This is a genomic window from Kineococcus aridisoli (assembly GCF_050871885.1).
GTDB lineage: Bacteria > Actinomycetota > Actinomycetes > Actinomycetales > Kineococcaceae > Kineococcus.
In genome coordinates, this window is sequence record NZ_JBJLSF010000053.1 from 14413 (window position 1) to 31330 (window position 16918).

A 16918-nucleotide genomic window follows, 5' to 3' on the forward strand; every position below is an offset into this window, starting at 1 on the left:
GGGTGCTCGCGTCACCTATGGTGGTCCCGGCGGTCTCGCACCGCCGTGGTGACGCGCGCCCCGCGGGGCGGGCGGATCCGCTCAGGGCAGTGGCGCAATTGGTAGCGCACCGGTCTCCAAAACCGGCGGTTGTGGGTTCGAGTCCCTCCTGCCCTGCGAGCACCACCGTGCCCACCCGGGCGCGTCTGCGGGACGAAGCACACCGGCGCAAGACCACACAGGAGCGGGGCAGCCCGAGGTGAGCCAGACGACGAAGGCCGCGGCACAGCCCGCCGAGGCCAAGAAGCGCACCGGCTTCCTGCTGTTCCTGCGCCAGGTCGTGGAGGAGCTGCGCAAGGTCGTCTGGCCCAGCCGCCGGGACCTGCTCAGCTACACGGGCGTCGTGCTCGTCTTCGTCGTGGCGATGATGCTCTTCGTGTCCGCGCTGGACTACGGCATCGGCAAGCTCGTCCTGCTGGTGTTCGGGTCCTGACGCACTGGGCGCGCACCAGCGGGTGCGCGTGAGTCCCGAACCCGTAGGAAGCAGGTCAGCAGCGTGTCGGAGCAGTGGGGTCCCTCTCTCGGCGAGCGGCGCACCGACGGCGGCCCGGAGGGCGAGCAGTCGCCCGTCCAGGGCAGCGACGAGGTGTACGACGCCGCGGCCGAGCCGTCGCCCGTGGCGCTGGGGCAGTACGAGGACGAGGCGACCGAGGCGGACGCCTCGCTGACCGGCTACGACGACGAGGACGTCCGCGCCGACGCGGAGGCCGACGACGAGGCCCGCGCGGAGCAGGCCGTCGACACCCCGGACGTCCCGGTCGGCGACGTGCTGGGCGCGCCCGCGGGCGACCAGGCCGGCGACCTGTCCGAGGAGTCGGCCGCCGACGCCGACCCCGAGCCCGGTGAGGACGGCCTGACCGCCGAGCTCGACGCGGACGTCGACGAGGCCGAGGAGTTCCGCAAGAAGCTGCGGCGCATGCCCGGCGAGTGGTTCGTCATCCACAGCTACGCCGGGTACGAGAACCGCGTGAAGACCAACCTCGAGACCCGCATGACCAGCCTCAACATGGAGGACTACATCTTCCAGGTCGAGGTGCCCATGGAGGAGGTCGTCGAGGTCAAGAACGGCCAGCGCAAGAACGTCCGCCGGGTGCGCATCCCCGGCTACGTGCTCGTGCGCATGGACCTGACCGACGAGTCGTGGGGCGCCGTGCGCCACACCCCCGGCGTCACGGGCTTCGTCGGCAACACCCACCAGCCGGTGCCGCTGTCCACCGACGAGGTCTTCTCCATGCTCGCCCCCGCGCTGCAGCCGAAGGCCAAGGCCGGCGAGAAGCAGGCCCCCGGCCAGGCCGCGGCGGCGCCCGCCAAGGTCGTGGACTTCGAGGTCGGCGAGTCCGTCACCGTCATGGAGGGGCCCTTCGAGACCCTGCCCGCGACGATCTCGGAGATCGCCCCGGACCGCCAGAAGCTCACGGTGCTGGTCTCGATCTTCGGCCGCGAGACCCCGGTCGAGCTCAACTTCAACCAGGTCGCCAAGATCTGACGCACCGACCCAGCGAGCCCCGGCCCACCGGCCGGGGCTCGCTCGCGTCCGGCCCCGCGCGGGCGGGCGCGTAGACTGGACGACGGCCTCAACCCCTCGTCGCCCGATCCGCGGGCACCGATACGGCCACCACGCTCGCTACCGAGAGGACGCACCATGCCCCCCAAGAAGAAGGTCGCCGGGCTCATCAAGCTCCAGATCAAGGCCGGCCAGGCCACGCCCGCGCCGCCGATCGGCCCCGCGCTCGGTCAGCACGGCGTGAACATCATGGAGTTCTGCAAGGCGTACAACGCGCAGACCGAGGCCCAGCGCGGCAACGTCATCCCGGTCGAGATCACGGTCTACGAGGACCGCTCGTTCACCTTCATCACCAAGACCCCGCCGGCCGCGGAGCTCATCAAGAAGGCCGCCGGCGTCGACAAGGGGTCGGGCGAGCCGCACGTCAAGAAGGTCGCCAACCTGACCCAGGCGCAGGTCCGCGAGATCGCCGAGACCAAGCTGCAGGACCTCAACGCCAAGGACGTCGACATGGCGGCCCGCATCATCGCCGGCACCGCCCGCTCGATGGGCATCACCGTCTCCGACTGAGACCCCTCAGCCGGCAGCACCCCGTGGCAGGGCCCCGCGCGGCCCGTCCGACCACGACCCTCACCCCGACCCGAGGAGCAGCAGTGAAGCGCAGCAAGGCCTACCGCGCCGCCGTCGAGAAGATCGACGGCGACGCCCTCTACGCCCCCCTGGACGCCGTCAAGCTCGCCCGCGAGACGTCGACCACCAAGTACGACGCCACCGTCGAGGTCGCCTTCCGCCTGGGCGTCGACCCGCGCAAGGCCGACCAGATGGTGCGCGGCACCGTCAACCTGCCGCACGGCACCGGCAAGACCGCCCGCGTGCTGGTCTTCGCCGTCGGTGACCGCGCCGCCCAGGCCGAGGCCGCCGGCGCCGACATCGTCGGCGGCGACGAGCTCATCGACGAGGTGGCCAAGGGCCGCCTCGACTTCGACGCCGCCGTGGCCACGCCCGACCTCATGGGCAAGGTCGGCCGGCTCGGCAAGGTGCTCGGCCCGCGCGGCCTCATGCCCAACCCGAAGACGGGCACGGTGACCATGGACGTCGCCAAGGCCGTCACGGAGATCAAGGGCGGCAAGATCGAGTTCCGCACCGACAAGCACGCCAACCTGCACTTCGTCATCGGCAAGGTCTCGTTCGACGACACCCAGCTGGTCGAGAACTACGCCGCCGCCCTCGACGAGGTGCTGCGCCTGAAGCCGTCGGCGTCCAAGGGCCGCTACATCAAGAAGGCGACCGTCACGACGACGATGGGCCCGGGCGTCCCGGTCGACCCGACCCTGACGCGCAACCTCACCGGGGAAGCGACCGCGGTCTGACGACCCCGCCGCACGGCGACCTGACGGGCTGCGGCCCCGACGGGGACGAGGGGCGGGTCCTGCGCACCAGCGCGGGGCCCGCCCCTCGTCGCGTCCGCACCACCCCGTGACGGCGTGTAGGCTGGTGCGGTACCGAAGACCGCCGGTCGCCGCCGGTCCTCCTCGCGAGGCAGGTGGCAGAAGGTCCCGTTCCACGGGCGACCTGCGCAGGTGAGCCAGAGCATCGACCGCAGCCCCCGGCTGCGACCCGACGCCCCGCGCGCCTGCGCCGGGGCGTTTCGTGCGTCCGGGGCCGGGCCGGCCCCCCGAGACGAGGAAGGGAGGGCACACATGGCGAAGCCGGAGAAGGTCGCGGCCGTGAAGGAGATCACGGCCCTGTTCCAGGGATCCAACGCCGCGGTGCTCACCGAGTACCGGGGGTTGTCCGTCGCCCAGCTCACGCAGCTGCGCACGACGCTGGGTCCTGACACGACCTACGCGGTCCTGAAGAACACGCTCGCCACCATCGCGGCGAAGGAGGCCGGTGTCACGGCCTTCGAGGGGCAGCTGTCCGGCCCCTCCGCGATCGCCTTCATCGCCGGTGACCCGGTCGAGGCGGCCAAGGGCCTGCGTGACTTCGCCAGGACCAACCCCCAGCTGGTCGTCAAGAGCGGCGTGCTCGACGGCCGCGCGATCAGCGCCGCCGACGTCACCGCCCTGGCCGACCTGGAGTCCCGCGAGGTGCTCCTGGCCAAGGTGGCCGGCGTCCTGAAGGCCTCCCAGGCCAAGGCCGCTGCGCTGTTCCAGGCGCCGCTGTCCAAGACCGTCCGCACCGTGGAAGCGCTGCGGGAGAAGCAGGCCGCGGGCGCGCCCGCGGACGCTGCGCCGGCCGAGGCCCCCGCGGCCGAGACCGTGGACGCCTGAGCGTCCCGCTCGCAACCCCACTCCCGCGGTGACACGCGGGGCCCACACCCACCAGGAAGGACCGCCACCATGGCGAAGCTCAGCACCGACGAGCTGCTCGACGCGTTCAAGGAGCTCACCCTCATCGAGCTCTCCGACTTCGTGAAGAAGTTCGAGGAGACCTTCGACGTCACCGCCGCCGCCCCCGTGGCCGTGGCCGCCGCCGGTGGTGCCGCTGGCGGCGCCGCCGCCCCGGCCGAGGAGGAGAAGGACGAGTTCGACGTCATCCTCGAGGCCGCCGGCGACAAGAAGATCGGCGTCATCAAGGAGGTCCGCGCGCTGACCTCCCTCGGCCTCAAGGAGGCCAAGGACCTCGTCGACGGCGCCCCCAAGCCCGTCCTCGAGAAGGTCAACAAGGAGGCCGCGGAGAAGGCCAAGGCGCAGCTCGAGGGCGCCGGCGCCACCGTCACCCTCAAGTGACCCCCTCCCCGGTCGGCTGACCGGGGGAGCGCTCCCGGGAGGGGCGGTCGGACTCGCGTCCGGCCGCCCCTCCTCGCGTTCGGCGGGCCGCGCCGCGCCGCCCGGGGCGACACGCCGTCCACACCCGGGGGCGTCCTGCCTTGACGCGGGCGCCTCGTCGGGACATCCTCGACCACGGTCGTCCTCACCACCGGGCCGCGCCGCGACAGCGACGTCGAGCCGACTCCGGTCACGAGGTGTCGGCGTGTCGCCACCCGAAGAGGGGGCTGGACAGCCGTGCCCGCGTAGGGTAGCCTGTCGTTTTGCGCTGCCCGGAGTCATATGGCCGGTCGTCGACCGTGGAACGACCGAGTGGGGCAGGTCAGCGCGTGTCACGTTCGCAGGCCCGTGGAAGGACCCCTCTTGGCTGCCTCGCGTCCAGCGTCCGCACCGAACAGCACGAGCACGACCCACGTCGGCAACCAGTCGCCGCGCACCGTCTCCGGACGGTACTCCTTCGGCAAGATCCACGAACCGCTCGAGGTCCCCGACCTCCTGGCGCTGCAGACCGACAGCTTCGACTGGCTGCTCGGCAACAAGCGCTGGCAGGACCGCGTGGAGGCCTCCACCAACGGCGGGCTCGCCGTCCCGACGACCTCCGGCCTGGAGGAGATCTTCGAGGAGATCTCCCCGATCGAGGACTTCTCGGGGTCGATGTCCCTGTCGTTCCGCGACCACCGCTTCGAGCCGCCGAAGTACTCCCTCGACGAGTGCAAGGAGCGCGACCTCACCTACGCCGCCCCGCTGTTCGTCACGGCGGAGTTCATCAACGGCAACACCGGTGAGATCAAGAGCCAGACGGTCTTCATGGGCGACTTCCCGCTCATGACCGACCGCGGCACCTTCGTGATCAACGGCACCGAGCGCGTCGTCGTCTCGCAGCTGGTCCGCTCGCCGGGCATCTACTTCGAGCGCGTGCCGGACAAGACCTCCGACCGCGACACCTGGACCGCGAAGATCATCCCCTCCCGCGGCGCCTGGCTCGAGTTCGAGATCGACAAGCGCGACATGGTCGGCGTGCGCATCGACCGCAAGCGCAAGCAGTCGGTCACGGTGCTGCTGAAGGCCCTCGGCTGGAGCGAGTCGCAGATCCGCGAGGAGTTCGCCGACTACGAGTCGATGATCGCCACGCTGGAGAAGGACCACACCTCCGGCGTCGAGGACGCGCTGCTGGACATCTACCGCAAGCTGCGCCCGGGCGAGCCGCCGACGCAGGAGGCCGCGCGCAACCTGCTCGACAACCTGTACTTCAACCCCAAGCGCTACGACCTCGCCAAGGTCGGCCGCTACAAGGTGAACAAGAAGCTGGGCATGGAGGAGCCGCTGGACGCCAGCGTGCTCTCCGTCGACGACATCGTGCGCACCATCAAGTTCCTGGTGAAGCTGCACGCCGGCGAGACCGCGATGCCGGGCGTCAGGAACGGCCAGCCGATCGACGTGCGCGTCGAGGTCGACGACATCGACCACTTCGGCAACCGCCGCCTGCGCAGCGTCGGCGAGCTCATCCAGAACCAGGTCCGCACGGGCCTGTCCCGGATGGAGCGCGTCGTGCGCGAGCGCATGACGACCCAGGACGTCGAGGCCATCACGCCGCAGACGCTCATCAACATCCGTCCCGTCGTGGCCTCCATCAAGGAGTTCTTCGGGACGAGCCAGCTGTCGCAGTTCATGGACCAGACCAACCCGCTCGCGGGTCTGACCCACAAGCGCCGCCTGTCGGCGCTGGGCCCGGGCGGTCTGTCCCGCGAGCGCGCCGGCATGGAGGTCCGCGACGTCCACCCCTCGCACTACGGCCGCATGTGCCCGATCGAGACGCCGGAAGGCCCGAACATCGGCCTCATCGGCTCCCTGTCGAGCTACGGGCGCATCAACCCGTTCGGCTTCATCGAGACGCCCTACCGCAAGGTCGTCGAGGGCCGGGTGACCGACGACGTCGACTACCTGACCGCCGACGAGGAGGACGCCTTCGTCATCGCCCAGGCGAACGCCCCGCTGAACGCGGACGGCACCTTCGCCGAGAACCGCGTCCTCGTGCGCGCCAAGGGCGGCGAGACGGAGTTCGTCCCGCGCGACGACGTCGACTACATGGACGTCGCCGCCCGGCAGATGGTCTCCGTCGCCACCGCGATGATCCCGTTCCTCGAGCACGACGACGCCAACCGCGCGCTCATGGGCGCCAACATGCAGCGCCAGGCGGTGCCGCTGGTCAAGACCGAGGCGCCGCTGGTCGGCACCGGCATGGAGTTCCGCGCCGCCGTCGACGCCGGTGACGTCATCGTCGCCACCAAGGCCGGCGTGGCCACCGAGGTCTCCGCGGACCTCATCACCACCTCCAACGACGACGGCACCTCGACGACCTACAAGGTCGCCAAGTTCCGCCGCTCCAACCACGGCACGGCCTACAACCAGACCGTCGTCGTCAACGAGGGCGACCGCGTCGAGGTCGGCACCGTGCTGGCCGACGGCCCGTCGACCGACGGTGGCGAGATGGCGCTGGGGCGCAACCTCATGGTCGCGTTCATGCCGTGGGAGGGCCACAACTACGAGGACGCGATCATCCTGTCGCAGCGCCTCGTGCAGGACGACGTCCTCTCCTCGATCCACATCGAGGAGCACGAGGTCGACGCCCGCGACACCAAGCTCGGGCCCGAGGAGATCACCCGGGACATCCCGAACGTGGCCGAGGAGGTGCTGGCCGACCTCGACGAGCGCGGGATCATCCGCATCGGTGCCGAGGTCCGCGACGGCGACCTGCTCGTCGGCAAGGTCACGCCCAAGGGCGAGACCGAGCTGACCCCGGAGGAGCGCCTGCTGCGCGCGATCTTCGGCGAGAAGGCCCGCGAGGTCCGCGACACCTCCCTGAAGGTGCCCCACGGCGAGACCGGCACCGTCATCGGCGTCAAGGTCTTCGACCGCGACGAGGGCGACGAGCTGCCCCCGGGCGTCAACCAGCTGGTCCGCGTCTACGTGGCGAACAAGCGCAAGATCACCGACGGCGACAAGCTGGCCGGCCGCCACGGCAACAAGGGCGTCATCTCCAAGATCCTGCCCGTCGAGGACATGCCGTTCCTCGAGGACGGCACCCCGGTCGACGTCATCCTCAACCCGCTCGGCGTGCCGAGCCGGATGAACGTGGGCCAGGTCCTGGAGCTGCACCTGGGCTGGATCGCCAGCCAGGGCTGGCAGATCGAGGGCCAGCCGGACTGGGCGGAGCTGATCCCCGAGGAGATCCGCTCGGCGCCGGGCGGCTCGCGCATCGCCACGCCCGTCTTCGACGGTGCCCGCGAGCACGAGATCACCGGTCTGCTCAGCTCGACCACGCCCACCCGCGACGGCGACCGCCTCGTCGGCGGCGACGGCAAGGCGCGGCTGTTCGACGGCCGCTCCGGCGAGCCGTTCCCGGACCCGGTCGCGGTCGGCTACATGTACATCCTGAAGCTGCACCACCTGGTCGACGACAAGATCCACGCGCGCTCGACCGGCCCGTACTCGATGATCACGCAGCAGCCGCTGGGCGGCAAGGCGCAGTTCGGCGGTCAGCGCTTCGGCGAGATGGAGGTCTGGGCCCTGGAGGCCTACGGCGCCGCCTACGCCCTGCAGGAGCTGCTGACGATCAAGTCGGACGACGTGCTGGGCCGCGTGAAGGTCTACGAGGCCATCGTCAAGGGCGAGAACATCCCGGAGCCCGGGATCCCCGAGAGCTTCAAGGTGCTCATCAAGGAGATGCAGTCGCTCTGCCTGAACGTCGAGGTGCTCTCCTCGGACGGCATGGCCATCGAGATGCGCGACAGCGACGAGGACGTCTTCCGGGCGGCCGAGGAGCTGGGCATCGACCTGGCTCGGCGCGAGCCGAGCAGCGTCGAAGAGGTCTGACGGACGGCGGGACGCGGGGGAGTGCCCCCGCGTCCCGCCCCCGGTCGGCCAACGGGTCCCCCTGACGGGGCCCACGGATCACGTCAGACCTCGGAACACACGACAGAAAGAAGATCACGTTGCTCGACGTCAACTTCTTCGACGAGCTGCGCATCGGGCTGGCCACTGCGGACGACATCCGCACGTGGTCGCACGGTGAGGTCAAGAAGCCTGAGACCATCAACTACCGCACCCTGAAGCCGGAGAAGGACGGGCTCTTCTGCGAGAAGATCTTCGGTCCCACCCGGGACTGGGAGTGCTACTGCGGCAAGTACAAGCGCGTCCGCTTCAAGGGCATCATCTGCGAGCGCTGCGGCGTCGAGGTCACCCGCGCCAAGGTGCGTCGTGAGCGGATGGGCCACATCGAGCTGGCCGCCCCCGTCACGCACATCTGGTACTTCAAGGGCGTCCCGAGCCGGCTGGGCTACCTGCTCGACCTCGCGCCGAAGGACCTCGAGAAGGTCATCTACTTCGCCGCGTACATGATCACGTGGGTCGACGAGGAGGGCCGCCAGCGCGACTTCTCCTCGCTCGAGGCCCAGATCGAGGTCGAGAAGCGCGAGGTGGAGAACCGTCGCGACTCCGACGTCGACACCCGCGCCAAGGCCCTCGAGGCCGACCTGGCCGAGCTGGAGGCCGAGGGCGCCAAGTCGGACGTGCGCCGCAAGGTGCGCGAGTCCGCCGAGCGCGAGATGGCGCAGATCCGCCGTCGCGCCGACACCGAGATCGACCGCCTGACGACGATCTGGGACCGCTTCCGCACCCTCAAGGTCCAGGACCTGGAGGGTGACGAGGTGCTCTACCGCGCCATGCGCGAGCGCTTCGGCATGTACTTCGAGGGCGGCATGGGTGCGGCGGCGCTGCAGAAGCGCCTGCAGAGCTTCGACCTGGAGGCCGAGGCCGAGTCGCTGCGCGAGACCATCGCCACCGGCAAGGGCCAGCGCAAGACCCGCGCCCTCAAGCGCCTGAAGGTCGTCTCGGCGTTCCTGACCACGCGCAACTCGCCCGAGGGCATGGTCCTGGACTGCGTGCCGGTCATCCCGCCGGACCTGCGTCCGATGGTGCAGCTGGACGGCGGCCGCTTCGCGACCTCCGACCTCAACGACCTGTACCGCCGCGTCATCAACCGCAACAACCGCCTCAAGCGGCTGCTGGACCTCGGCGCGCCCGAGATCATCGTCAACAACGAGAAGCGCATGCTGCAGGAGGCCGTCGACGCGCTGTTCGACAACGGCCGCCGCGGCCGGCCGGTGACCGGGCCGGGCAACCGCCCGCTGAAGTCGCTGTCCGACATGCTCAAGGGCAAGCAGGGCCGGTTCCGCCAGAACCTGCTCGGCAAGCGCGTCGACTACTCGGGCCGCTCGGTCATCGTCGTCGGCCCGCAGCTGAAGCTGCACCAGTGCGGCCTGCCCAAGCAGATGGCGCTGGAGCTCTTCAAGCCCTTCGTCATGAAGCGGCTCGTGGACCTCAGCCACGCGCAGAACATCAAGTCGGCCAAGCGCATGGTCGAGCGCGCCCGCCCGGTGGTCTGGGACGTCCTGTCCGAGGTCATCACCGAGCACCCGGTGCTGCTCAACCGCGCGCCCACGCTGCACCGCCTCGGCATCCAGGCCTTCGAGCCCCAGCTGGTCGAGGGCAAGGCCATCCAGATCCACCCGCTCGTCTGCACCGCCTTCAACGCGGACTTCGACGGCGACCAGATGGCCGTGCACGTGCCGCTGAGCGCGGAGGCGCAGGCCGAGGCCCGCATCCTCATGCTGTCGTCCAACAACATCCTCAAGCCGGCGGACGGCCGTCCGGTGACCATGCCCACCCAGGACATGATCATCGGCCTGTACCACCTGACGGCGGACCGGGACGACGTGGACGGCGAGGGCCGGCAGTTCTCCTCGCTCGCCGAGGCGATCATGGCCTTCGACGCCAAGCAGATGAACCTCAACGCCAAGGTCCGCATCCGCCTGTCGGGCGTCGTCCCGACGTCGGACATGACCCTGCCCGAGGGCTGGGAGCCGGGTCAGGACCTCGACGTGGAGACCACGCTGGGCCGCGCCCTCTTCAACGAGGCGCTGCCGGTCGACTACGAGTACGTCAACGTCGTCGTGGACAAGAAGAAGCTGTCCGCGATCGTCAACGACCTCGCCGAGCGCTACCCGAAGGTCCAGGTGGCGGCGACGCTGGACGCCCTGAAGGAGGCCGGCTTCCACTGGGCCACCCGCTCGGGCACCACCGTCTCCATCGCCGACGTCGTCGCCCCGCCGAACAAGCAGGCGATCCTCGAGACCTACGAGGCCAAGGCCGAGAAGGTCCAGCAGCAGTACGAGCGCGGTCTGATCACCGACGACGAGCGCCGTCAGGAGCTCATCGAGATCTGGACGCAGGCCACGAACGACGTGGCCCGCGACCTGGAGCAGGCCATGCCCACGCACAACACGATCCACCGCATGGTGAGCTCGGGTGCGCGAGGCAACTGGATGCAGATGCGTCAGCTCGCCGGGATGCGCGGCCTCATGGCCAACCCGAAGGGCGAGATCATCCCGCGTCCGGTCAAGGCCTCCTTCCGCGAGGGCCTGACCGTGGGTGAGTTCTTCATCACCACCCACGGTGCCCGCAAGGGTCTGGCGGACACCGCGCTGCGCACCGCCGACTCCGGCTACCTCACCCGTCGCCTCGTCGACGTCTCCCAGGACGTCATCGTGCGCGAGGAGGACTGCGGCACCTCCCGCGGTCTGGAGATGCCGATCGCGGAGCGCAACGCCGACGGCTCGCTGCGCCGGCACGACGACGTCGAGACCAGCGTCTACGCACGCACGCTGGCCACCGACGTCGTGGTGGACGGCGAGGTGGCCCTGGCCGCCGGCGCCGACCTCGGTGACGTCGTCATCGACCGGCTCGTCGGCCTGGGCGTGGAGAGCGTCAAGGTCCGCTCCGTGCTCACGTGCGAGTCCCGCGTCGGGACCTGCGCGCACTGCTACGGGCGCTCGCTGGCCAGCGGCAAGCTCGTCGACATCGGCGAGGCCGTCGGCATCGTCGCGGCGCAGTCCATCGGCGAGCCCGGCACCCAGCTGACGATGCGCACCTTCCACACCGGTGGTGCCGCCTCGGAGGCCGGTGACATCACGCACGGCCTGCCGCGCGTGGTCGAGCTCTTCGAGGCCCGCACCCCCAAGGGCAACGCCCCCATCTCGGAGGTCGCCGGCCGGGTGCGCATCGAGGAGACCGACAAGGGCCGCAAGATCGTCGTCACCCCGGACGACGGGGCGGAGGAGGTCGAGTACCCGGTCACCCGCCGCCAGCGGCTGCTCGTCGAGGACGGCACGCACGTCGAGGTCGGGCAGAAGCTCGTCCAGGGTGCGGTCGACCCCAAGCAGGTGCTGCGCATCCTCGGCCCGCGCCGGGTGCAGATGCACCTGGTCGACGAGGTGCAGGAGGTCTACCGCTCCCAGGGCGTGTCGATCCACGACAAGCACATCGAGGTCATCGTCCGCCAGATGCTCAAGCGGGTGACGATCATCGAGCAGAACGGCGCCGAGCTGCTGCCGGGCGAGCTCGTCGAGCGTGCGCGCTTCGAGGAGGAGAACCGCCGGGTGATGGCCGAGGGCGGGCAGCCGGCCTCGGGTCGCCCGGAGCTGATGGGCATCACGAAGGCGTCGCTCGCGACGGACTCGTGGCTGTCCGCGGCCTCCTTCCAGGAGACGACGCGCGTGCTGACGAACGCCGCCATGGAGGGCAAGAGCGACCCGCTGCTCGGCCTGAAGGAGAACGTCATCATCGGCAAGCTCATCCCGGCCGGTACGGGGCTGCCCCGCTACCGCAACATCCGGGTCGAGCCGACCGAGGAGGCCAAGGCGCAGATGTACTCGGTGCCGGGCTACGACGACGTCGACTACGCCCAGTTCGGCGTGGGCTCCGGCCAGGCCGTCCCGCTGGAGGAGTTCGACTACGGCAACAGCGACTACCGCTGAGCCGGCACCGCCCTCGCGGGCGGTGCGCACCACCGCAGGCCGCTCCGCCCCCCGCTGCGGCGGGGGAGCGGGGCGGCCTGCGGCCCAGCCCGGGGCGCGGTCGGGGACGACTCGTCCGTTTTGACCAGCCCCGAACGCGGCGGGTAGTCTCGTGTCCGCTTGACACGAGCGCGCCCGCGGCCAGGTGACAGGACGTCACCCCTGCGGGACCTCGACCGAACGACACGCCCGACCTCGTGGGTCGGCGGGGGTCGAGCGCTGGCCCACGACGGGCAGCGCGTCCCGAGGAACAGCCGACACACCAGATCGACACAGACGGAGACAGGGTGCCCACCATCCAGCAGCTGGTCCGCAAGGGCCGGGAGGACAAGGTCGTCAAGACCAAGACGCCCGCCCTCAAGGGCAGCCCGCAGCGCCGCGGCGTCTGCACTCGCGTGTACACGACCACCCCGAAGAAGCCGAACTCGGCCCTGCGCAAGGTCGCTCGCGTGAAGCTGACCAGTGGCATCGAGGTCACCGCCTACATCCCGGGCGTGGGCCACAACCTCCAGGAGCACTCGATGGTCCTGGTCCGCGGCGGCCGCGTGAAGGACCTCCCGGGTGTCCGCTACAAGATCGTCCGCGGTTCGCTCGACACGCAGGGCGTGAAGAACCGCAAGCAGGCGCGCAGCCGCTACGGCGCGAAGAAGGAGAAGAGCTGATGCCGCGCAAGGGCCCCGCCCCCAAGCGTCCCCTCGTGGTGGACCCCGTCTACCAGTCCCCGCTGGTGACGCAGCTCGTCAACAAGATCCTCCTCGACGGCAAGAAGTCCGTCGCCGAGTCGATCGTCTACGGCGCCCTGGAGGGCGCGCGGACCAAGACCGGCGGCGACCCCGTCGTCGTGCTCAAGCGCGCGCTCGACAACGTCAAGCCGGCGATCGAGGTCAAGTCCCGCCGCGTCGGCGGGTCGACCTACCAGGTCCCCATCGAGGTGCGCCCGAGCCGCTCGACGACGCTGGCCCTGCGCTGGCTCGTCGGCTACGCCCGCCAGCGCCGCGAGAAGACGATGACCGAGCGCCTGCTCAACGAGATCCTCGACGCCTCGAACGGCCTCGGTGCCGCGGTGAAGCGCCGCGAGGACACCCACAAGATGGCCGAGTCGAACCGGGCCTTCGCGCACTACCGCTGGTGACCCCAGCGGTACCTCGCCGACTCACCCCCTCGATCCCAGGGAAGAGGCAGTAAACCGTGGCACAGGACGTGCTGACGGACCTGACCAAGGTCCGCAACATCGGCATCATGGCCCACATCGACGCCGGCAAGACCACGACGACCGAGCGGATCCTCTTCTACACGGGGATCAACTACAAGATCGGCGAGGTCCACGACGGCGCGGCCACGATGGACTGGATGGAACAGGAGCAGGAGCGGGGGATCACCATCACCTCCGCCGCCACCACCTGCTTCTGGGACGGCAACCAGATCAACATCATCGACACGCCCGGCCACGTCGACTTCACGGTCGAGGTCGAGCGGTCCCTGCGCGTCCTCGACGGTGCGGTCGCCGTCTTCGACGGCAAGGAGGGCGTCGAGCCCCAGTCCGAGACGGTCTGGCGGCAGGCGGACAAGTACGACGTCCCGCGCATCTGCTTCGTCAACAAGATGGACAAGCTGGGCGCCGACTTCTTCTTCACCGTCAAGACGATCATCGACCGCCTGGGCGCCGAGCCGCTGGTCATGCAGCTGCCGATCGGGGCCGAGAACACCTTCTCCGGTGTCGTCGACCTGGTCCGCATGAAGGCGCTGACCTGGCGCGGCGAGGTCCAGATGGGCGCCGACTACGAGATCGAGGACATCCCGGCCGAGCTCCAGGAGCAGGCCGAGGAGTACCGCCAGAAGCTGGTGGAGCGCGTCGCCGAGACCGACGAGGCCCTCCTGGAGAAGTACCTCGGCGGCGAGGACCTCACCGAGGACGAGATCAAGGGTGCGGTCCGCAAGCTGACGGTCGCCTCCGAGGTCTACCCGATCTTCTGCGGCTCCGCGTTCAAGAACAAGGGCGTGCAGCCCATGCTCGACGCGGTGATCGACTACCTGCCCTCGCCGCTGGACGTCAAGCCGATGGTCGGGCACAAGGTCGGCGACGAGTCGGTGGAGATCCTCCGCCGGCCCGACGCCGAGGAGCCCTTCTCGGGCCTGGCGTTCAAGGTCGCCGCGCACCCGTTCTTCGGCAAGCTGACCTACGTCCGCGTCTACTCCGGCCGCATCGCCGCGGGCTCGCAGGTCGTCAACTCGACCAAGGGCAAGAAGGAGCGCATCGGGAAGCTCTTCCAGATGCACTCCAACAAGGAGAACCCGGTCGACGAGGCGCGTGCGGGCCACATCTACGCGATGATCGGCCTCAAGGAGACGACGACCGGCGACACGCTCTCCGACCCGGCGCAGCAGGTCGTGCTGGAGTCCATGACCTTCCCCGAGCCCGTCATCTCGGTGGCCATCGAGCCGAAGACGAAGGGCGACCAGGAGAAGCTGGGCACCGCGATCCAGCGCCTGGCCGAGGAGGACCCGACCTTCCAGGTCGAGCTGGACCAGGAGACCGGCCAGACGATCATCAAGGGGATGGGCGAGCTCCACCTCGACATCCTCGTCGACCGCATGAAGCGCGAGTTCAAGGTCGAGGCGAACGTCGGCAAGCCGCAGGTGGCCTACCGCGAGACCATCCGCCGCGCGGTGGTCAAGGAGGACTACACCCACAAGAAGCAGACGGGTGGGTCCGGCCAGTACGCCAAGGTCCAGGTCACGATCGAGCCGCTGGACACCTCCGACGGGGAGTTCTACGAGTTCGTCAACGCCGTCACGGGTGGTCGCGTCCCGCGCGAGTACATCCCCTCGGTGGACCAGGGCATCCAGGAGGCCATGCAGGAGGGTGTCGTCGCCGGCTACCCGCTGGTGGGCGTCAAGGCCACCCTCGTGGACGGTGCGGCGCACGACGTCGACTCCTCCGAGATGGCCTTCAAGATCGCCGGCAAGATGGTCCTGCGCGAGTCGGTCCGCAAGGCGCAGCCCGTCCTGCTGGAGCCGGTCATGGCCGTCGAGGTGCGCACGCCCGCCGACTACATGGGCGACGTCATCGGTGACCTGAACTCCCGCCGTGGGCAGATCGAGTCCATGGAGGACGTCAGCGGCGCCAAGCTCGTCAAGGCGAGCGTCCCGCTGTCGGAGATGTTCGGCTACGTCGGCGACCTGCGCTCCAAGACGCAGGGCCGCGCGGTCTACTCGATGCAGTTCTCCAACTACGCCGAGGTTCCCCGGAACGTGGCGGAGGAGATCGTCAAGAAGGTCCGCGGGGAGTAATCGCCCCGGAGGCCGGCGGGGGGTCCACACCCCCCGCCGGCACCACACCGGTCGCCGCACGGTCGGCCGGCCTCTCACCCACCCGCCCGATCCACGGGTCGGGGTAGCAGCGACAGTCCGAGGAGGACCCCCAGTGGCGAAGGCGAAGTTCGAGCGGACTAAGCCGCACGTCAACATCGGCACCATCGGTCACATCGACCACGGGAAGACGACGCTGACGGCGGCGATCACCCGGGTGCTGCACGACAAGTTCCCGGAGCTGAACAAGGCCTCGGCGTTCGACCAGATCGACAAGGCCCCTGAAGAGCGTCAGCGCGGCATCACGATCTCGATCGCGCACGTCGAGTACCAGACCGAGGCGCGCCACTACGCGCACGTCGACTGCCCGGGTCACGCGGACTACATCAAGAACATGATCACGGGTGCGGCGCAGATGGACGGCGCCATCCTCGTGGTCGCCGCGACCGACGGCCCGATGCCGCAGACGAAGGAGCACGTCATCCTGGCCCGCCAGGTCGGCGTCCCCTACATCGTCGTGGCGCTCAACAAGGCCGACATGGTCGAGGACGAGGAGCTCCTCGAGCTCGTCGAGATGGAGGTGCGCGAGCTCCTCTCCTCCTACGAGTTCCCGGGCGACGACGTCCCCGTCGTGCGCGTCTCCGCGCTGAAGGCCCTCGAGGGCGACGCCGAGTGGGGCGACCGCCTCATGGAGCTCATGGACGCGGTCGACACCGCGATCCCCGAGCCCGAGCGCGCGGTCGACCAGCCCTTCCTCATGCCGATCGAGGACGTCTTCACGATCACCGGCCGCGGCACCGTCGTGACCGGCCGCATCGAGCGCGGCGTCCTGAACGTCAACCAGGAAGTCGAGATCGTCGGCATCAAGCCGACCTCGCAGAAGACCACCGTCACCAGCATCGAGATGTTCAACAAGATGCTGGACACCGGCCAGGCCGGCGACAACGCCGCCCTGCTGCTGCGCGGTCTTAAGCGTGACGACGTCGAGCGCGGCCAGGTCGTGGTCAAGCCCGGCAGCATCACGCCGCACACCGAGTTCGAGGGCCAGGCCTACATCCTGTCCAAGGACGAGGGTGGCCGTCACACGCCCTTCTACAACAACTACCGTCCGCAGTTCTACTTCCGGACGACCGACGTCACCGGCGTCGTCTCGCTGCCCGAGGGCACCGAGATGGTCATGCCCGGTGACAACACCGAGATGAAGGTCGACCTCATCCAGCCCATCGCGATGGAAGAGGGCCTGAAGTTCGCGATCCGCGAGGGTGGCCGCACCGTCGGCGCCGGTCGGGTCACGAAGATCATCAAGTGAGCTGAGCCCGCCGCGGGGGAGACCCCGCGGCGGGATGCTCGCCCGGCGCAGGGGCGGGTCCACCCGGACCCGC

General features: G+C 69.6%; 12 protein-coding genes and 1 tRNA gene. All 13 read left to right on the top strand.

Annotated elements, in window-relative coordinates; genetic code table 11:
• The first annotated feature begins 83 nt into the window (after nucleotides 1-83).
• Nucleotides 84-156: transfer RNA gene (locus tag ACRYM2_RS14785), tRNA-Trp, on the top strand.
• A gap of 82 nt (nucleotides 157-238) precedes the next feature.
• The gene (secE, locus tag ACRYM2_RS14790; protein ID WP_432523165.1) at nucleotides 239-472 is read left to right on the top strand and encodes a preprotein translocase subunit SecE; all 234 of its coding nucleotides are present in this window, start codon (nucleotides 239-241) and stop codon (nucleotides 470-472) included.
• Nucleotides 473-655: 183 nt separating this feature from the next.
• Nucleotides 656-1525 carry a transcription termination/antitermination protein NusG gene (gene nusG, locus ACRYM2_RS14795; RefSeq protein ID WP_432523173.1) on the top strand — a complete coding sequence of 290 codons (870 nt, stop codon included), beginning with the start codon at nucleotides 656-658 and terminating at the stop codon, nucleotides 1523-1525.
• 156 nt (nucleotides 1526-1681) lie between these two features.
• Nucleotides 1682-2113: a 50S ribosomal protein L11 gene (gene rplK / locus ACRYM2_RS14800; RefSeq protein WP_166613982.1), complete on the top strand. Its 432-nt coding sequence runs from the start codon at nucleotides 1682-1684 to the stop codon at nucleotides 2111-2113.
• Nucleotides 2114-2196: 83 nt separating this feature from the next.
• On the top strand, nucleotides 2197-2913 hold the full coding sequence (gene rplA / locus ACRYM2_RS14805) for a 50S ribosomal protein L1 (protein ID WP_432523166.1): 717 nt from the start codon (nucleotides 2197-2199) through the stop codon (nucleotides 2911-2913).
• 330 nt (nucleotides 2914-3243) lie between these two features.
• On the top strand, nucleotides 3244-3816 hold the full coding sequence (gene rplJ / locus ACRYM2_RS14810; RefSeq protein ID WP_432523167.1) for a 50S ribosomal protein L10: 573 nt from the start codon (nucleotides 3244-3246) through the stop codon (nucleotides 3814-3816).
• A gap of 69 nt (nucleotides 3817-3885) precedes the next feature.
• On the top strand, nucleotides 3886-4275 hold the full coding sequence (gene rplL / locus ACRYM2_RS14815) for a 50S ribosomal protein L7/L12 (RefSeq protein WP_432523168.1): 390 nt from the start codon (nucleotides 3886-3888) through the stop codon (nucleotides 4273-4275).
• Nucleotides 4276-4677: 402 nt separating this feature from the next.
• Entirely contained in the window at nucleotides 4678-8187 is a 3510-nt protein-coding gene (gene rpoB, locus ACRYM2_RS14820) for a DNA-directed RNA polymerase subunit beta (RefSeq protein WP_432523169.1), read from the top strand.
• Between the two features lie 119 nt (nucleotides 8188-8306).
• Nucleotides 8307-12188 carry a DNA-directed RNA polymerase subunit beta' gene (locus ACRYM2_RS14825; RefSeq protein ID WP_432523170.1) on the top strand — a complete coding sequence of 1294 codons (3882 nt, stop codon included), beginning with the start codon at nucleotides 8307-8309 and terminating at the stop codon, nucleotides 12186-12188.
• A 326-nt stretch (nucleotides 12189-12514) separates the two neighbouring features.
• The gene (gene rpsL, locus ACRYM2_RS14830; protein ID WP_012084987.1) at nucleotides 12515-12889 is read left to right on the top strand and encodes a 30S ribosomal protein S12; all 375 of its coding nucleotides are present in this window, start codon (nucleotides 12515-12517) and stop codon (nucleotides 12887-12889) included.
• Nucleotides 12889-13359 (top strand): 30S ribosomal protein S7, encoded by a 471-nt coding sequence (gene rpsG / locus ACRYM2_RS14835; protein ID WP_166613988.1) that lies wholly within the window; start codon nucleotides 12889-12891, stop codon nucleotides 13357-13359. The genes rpsL and rpsG overlap by 1 nt, the downstream gene beginning before the upstream one ends.
• A 56-nt stretch (nucleotides 13360-13415) precedes the next feature.
• A complete protein-coding gene (gene fusA / locus ACRYM2_RS14840; RefSeq protein WP_432523171.1) occupies nucleotides 13416-15518 on the top strand; it encodes an elongation factor G in 2103 nt (700 codons plus the stop codon).
• Between the two features lie 133 nt (nucleotides 15519-15651).
• A complete protein-coding gene (gene tuf, locus ACRYM2_RS14845; RefSeq protein ID WP_432523172.1) occupies nucleotides 15652-16845 on the top strand; it encodes an elongation factor Tu in 1194 nt (397 codons plus the stop codon).
• Nucleotides 16846-16918 lie beyond the last annotated feature (73 nt).

Bases quoted from the DNA above. Each gene is read 5' to 3' on its own strand.
- rplL (WP_432523168.1), top strand. From the start codon at position 3,886: ATGGCGAAGCTCAGCACCGACGAGCTGCTCGACGCGTTCAAGGAGCTC.
- rplJ (WP_432523167.1), top strand. From the start codon at position 3,244: ATGGCGAAGCCGGAGAAGGTCGCGGCCGTGAAGGAGATCACGGCCCTG.
- rpsG (WP_166613988.1), top strand. From the start codon at position 12,889: ATGCCGCGCAAGGGCCCCGCCCCCAAGCGTCCCCTCGTGGTGGACCCC.
- rplK (WP_166613982.1), top strand. From the start codon at position 1,682: ATGCCCCCCAAGAAGAAGGTCGCCGGGCTCATCAAGCTCCAGATCAAG.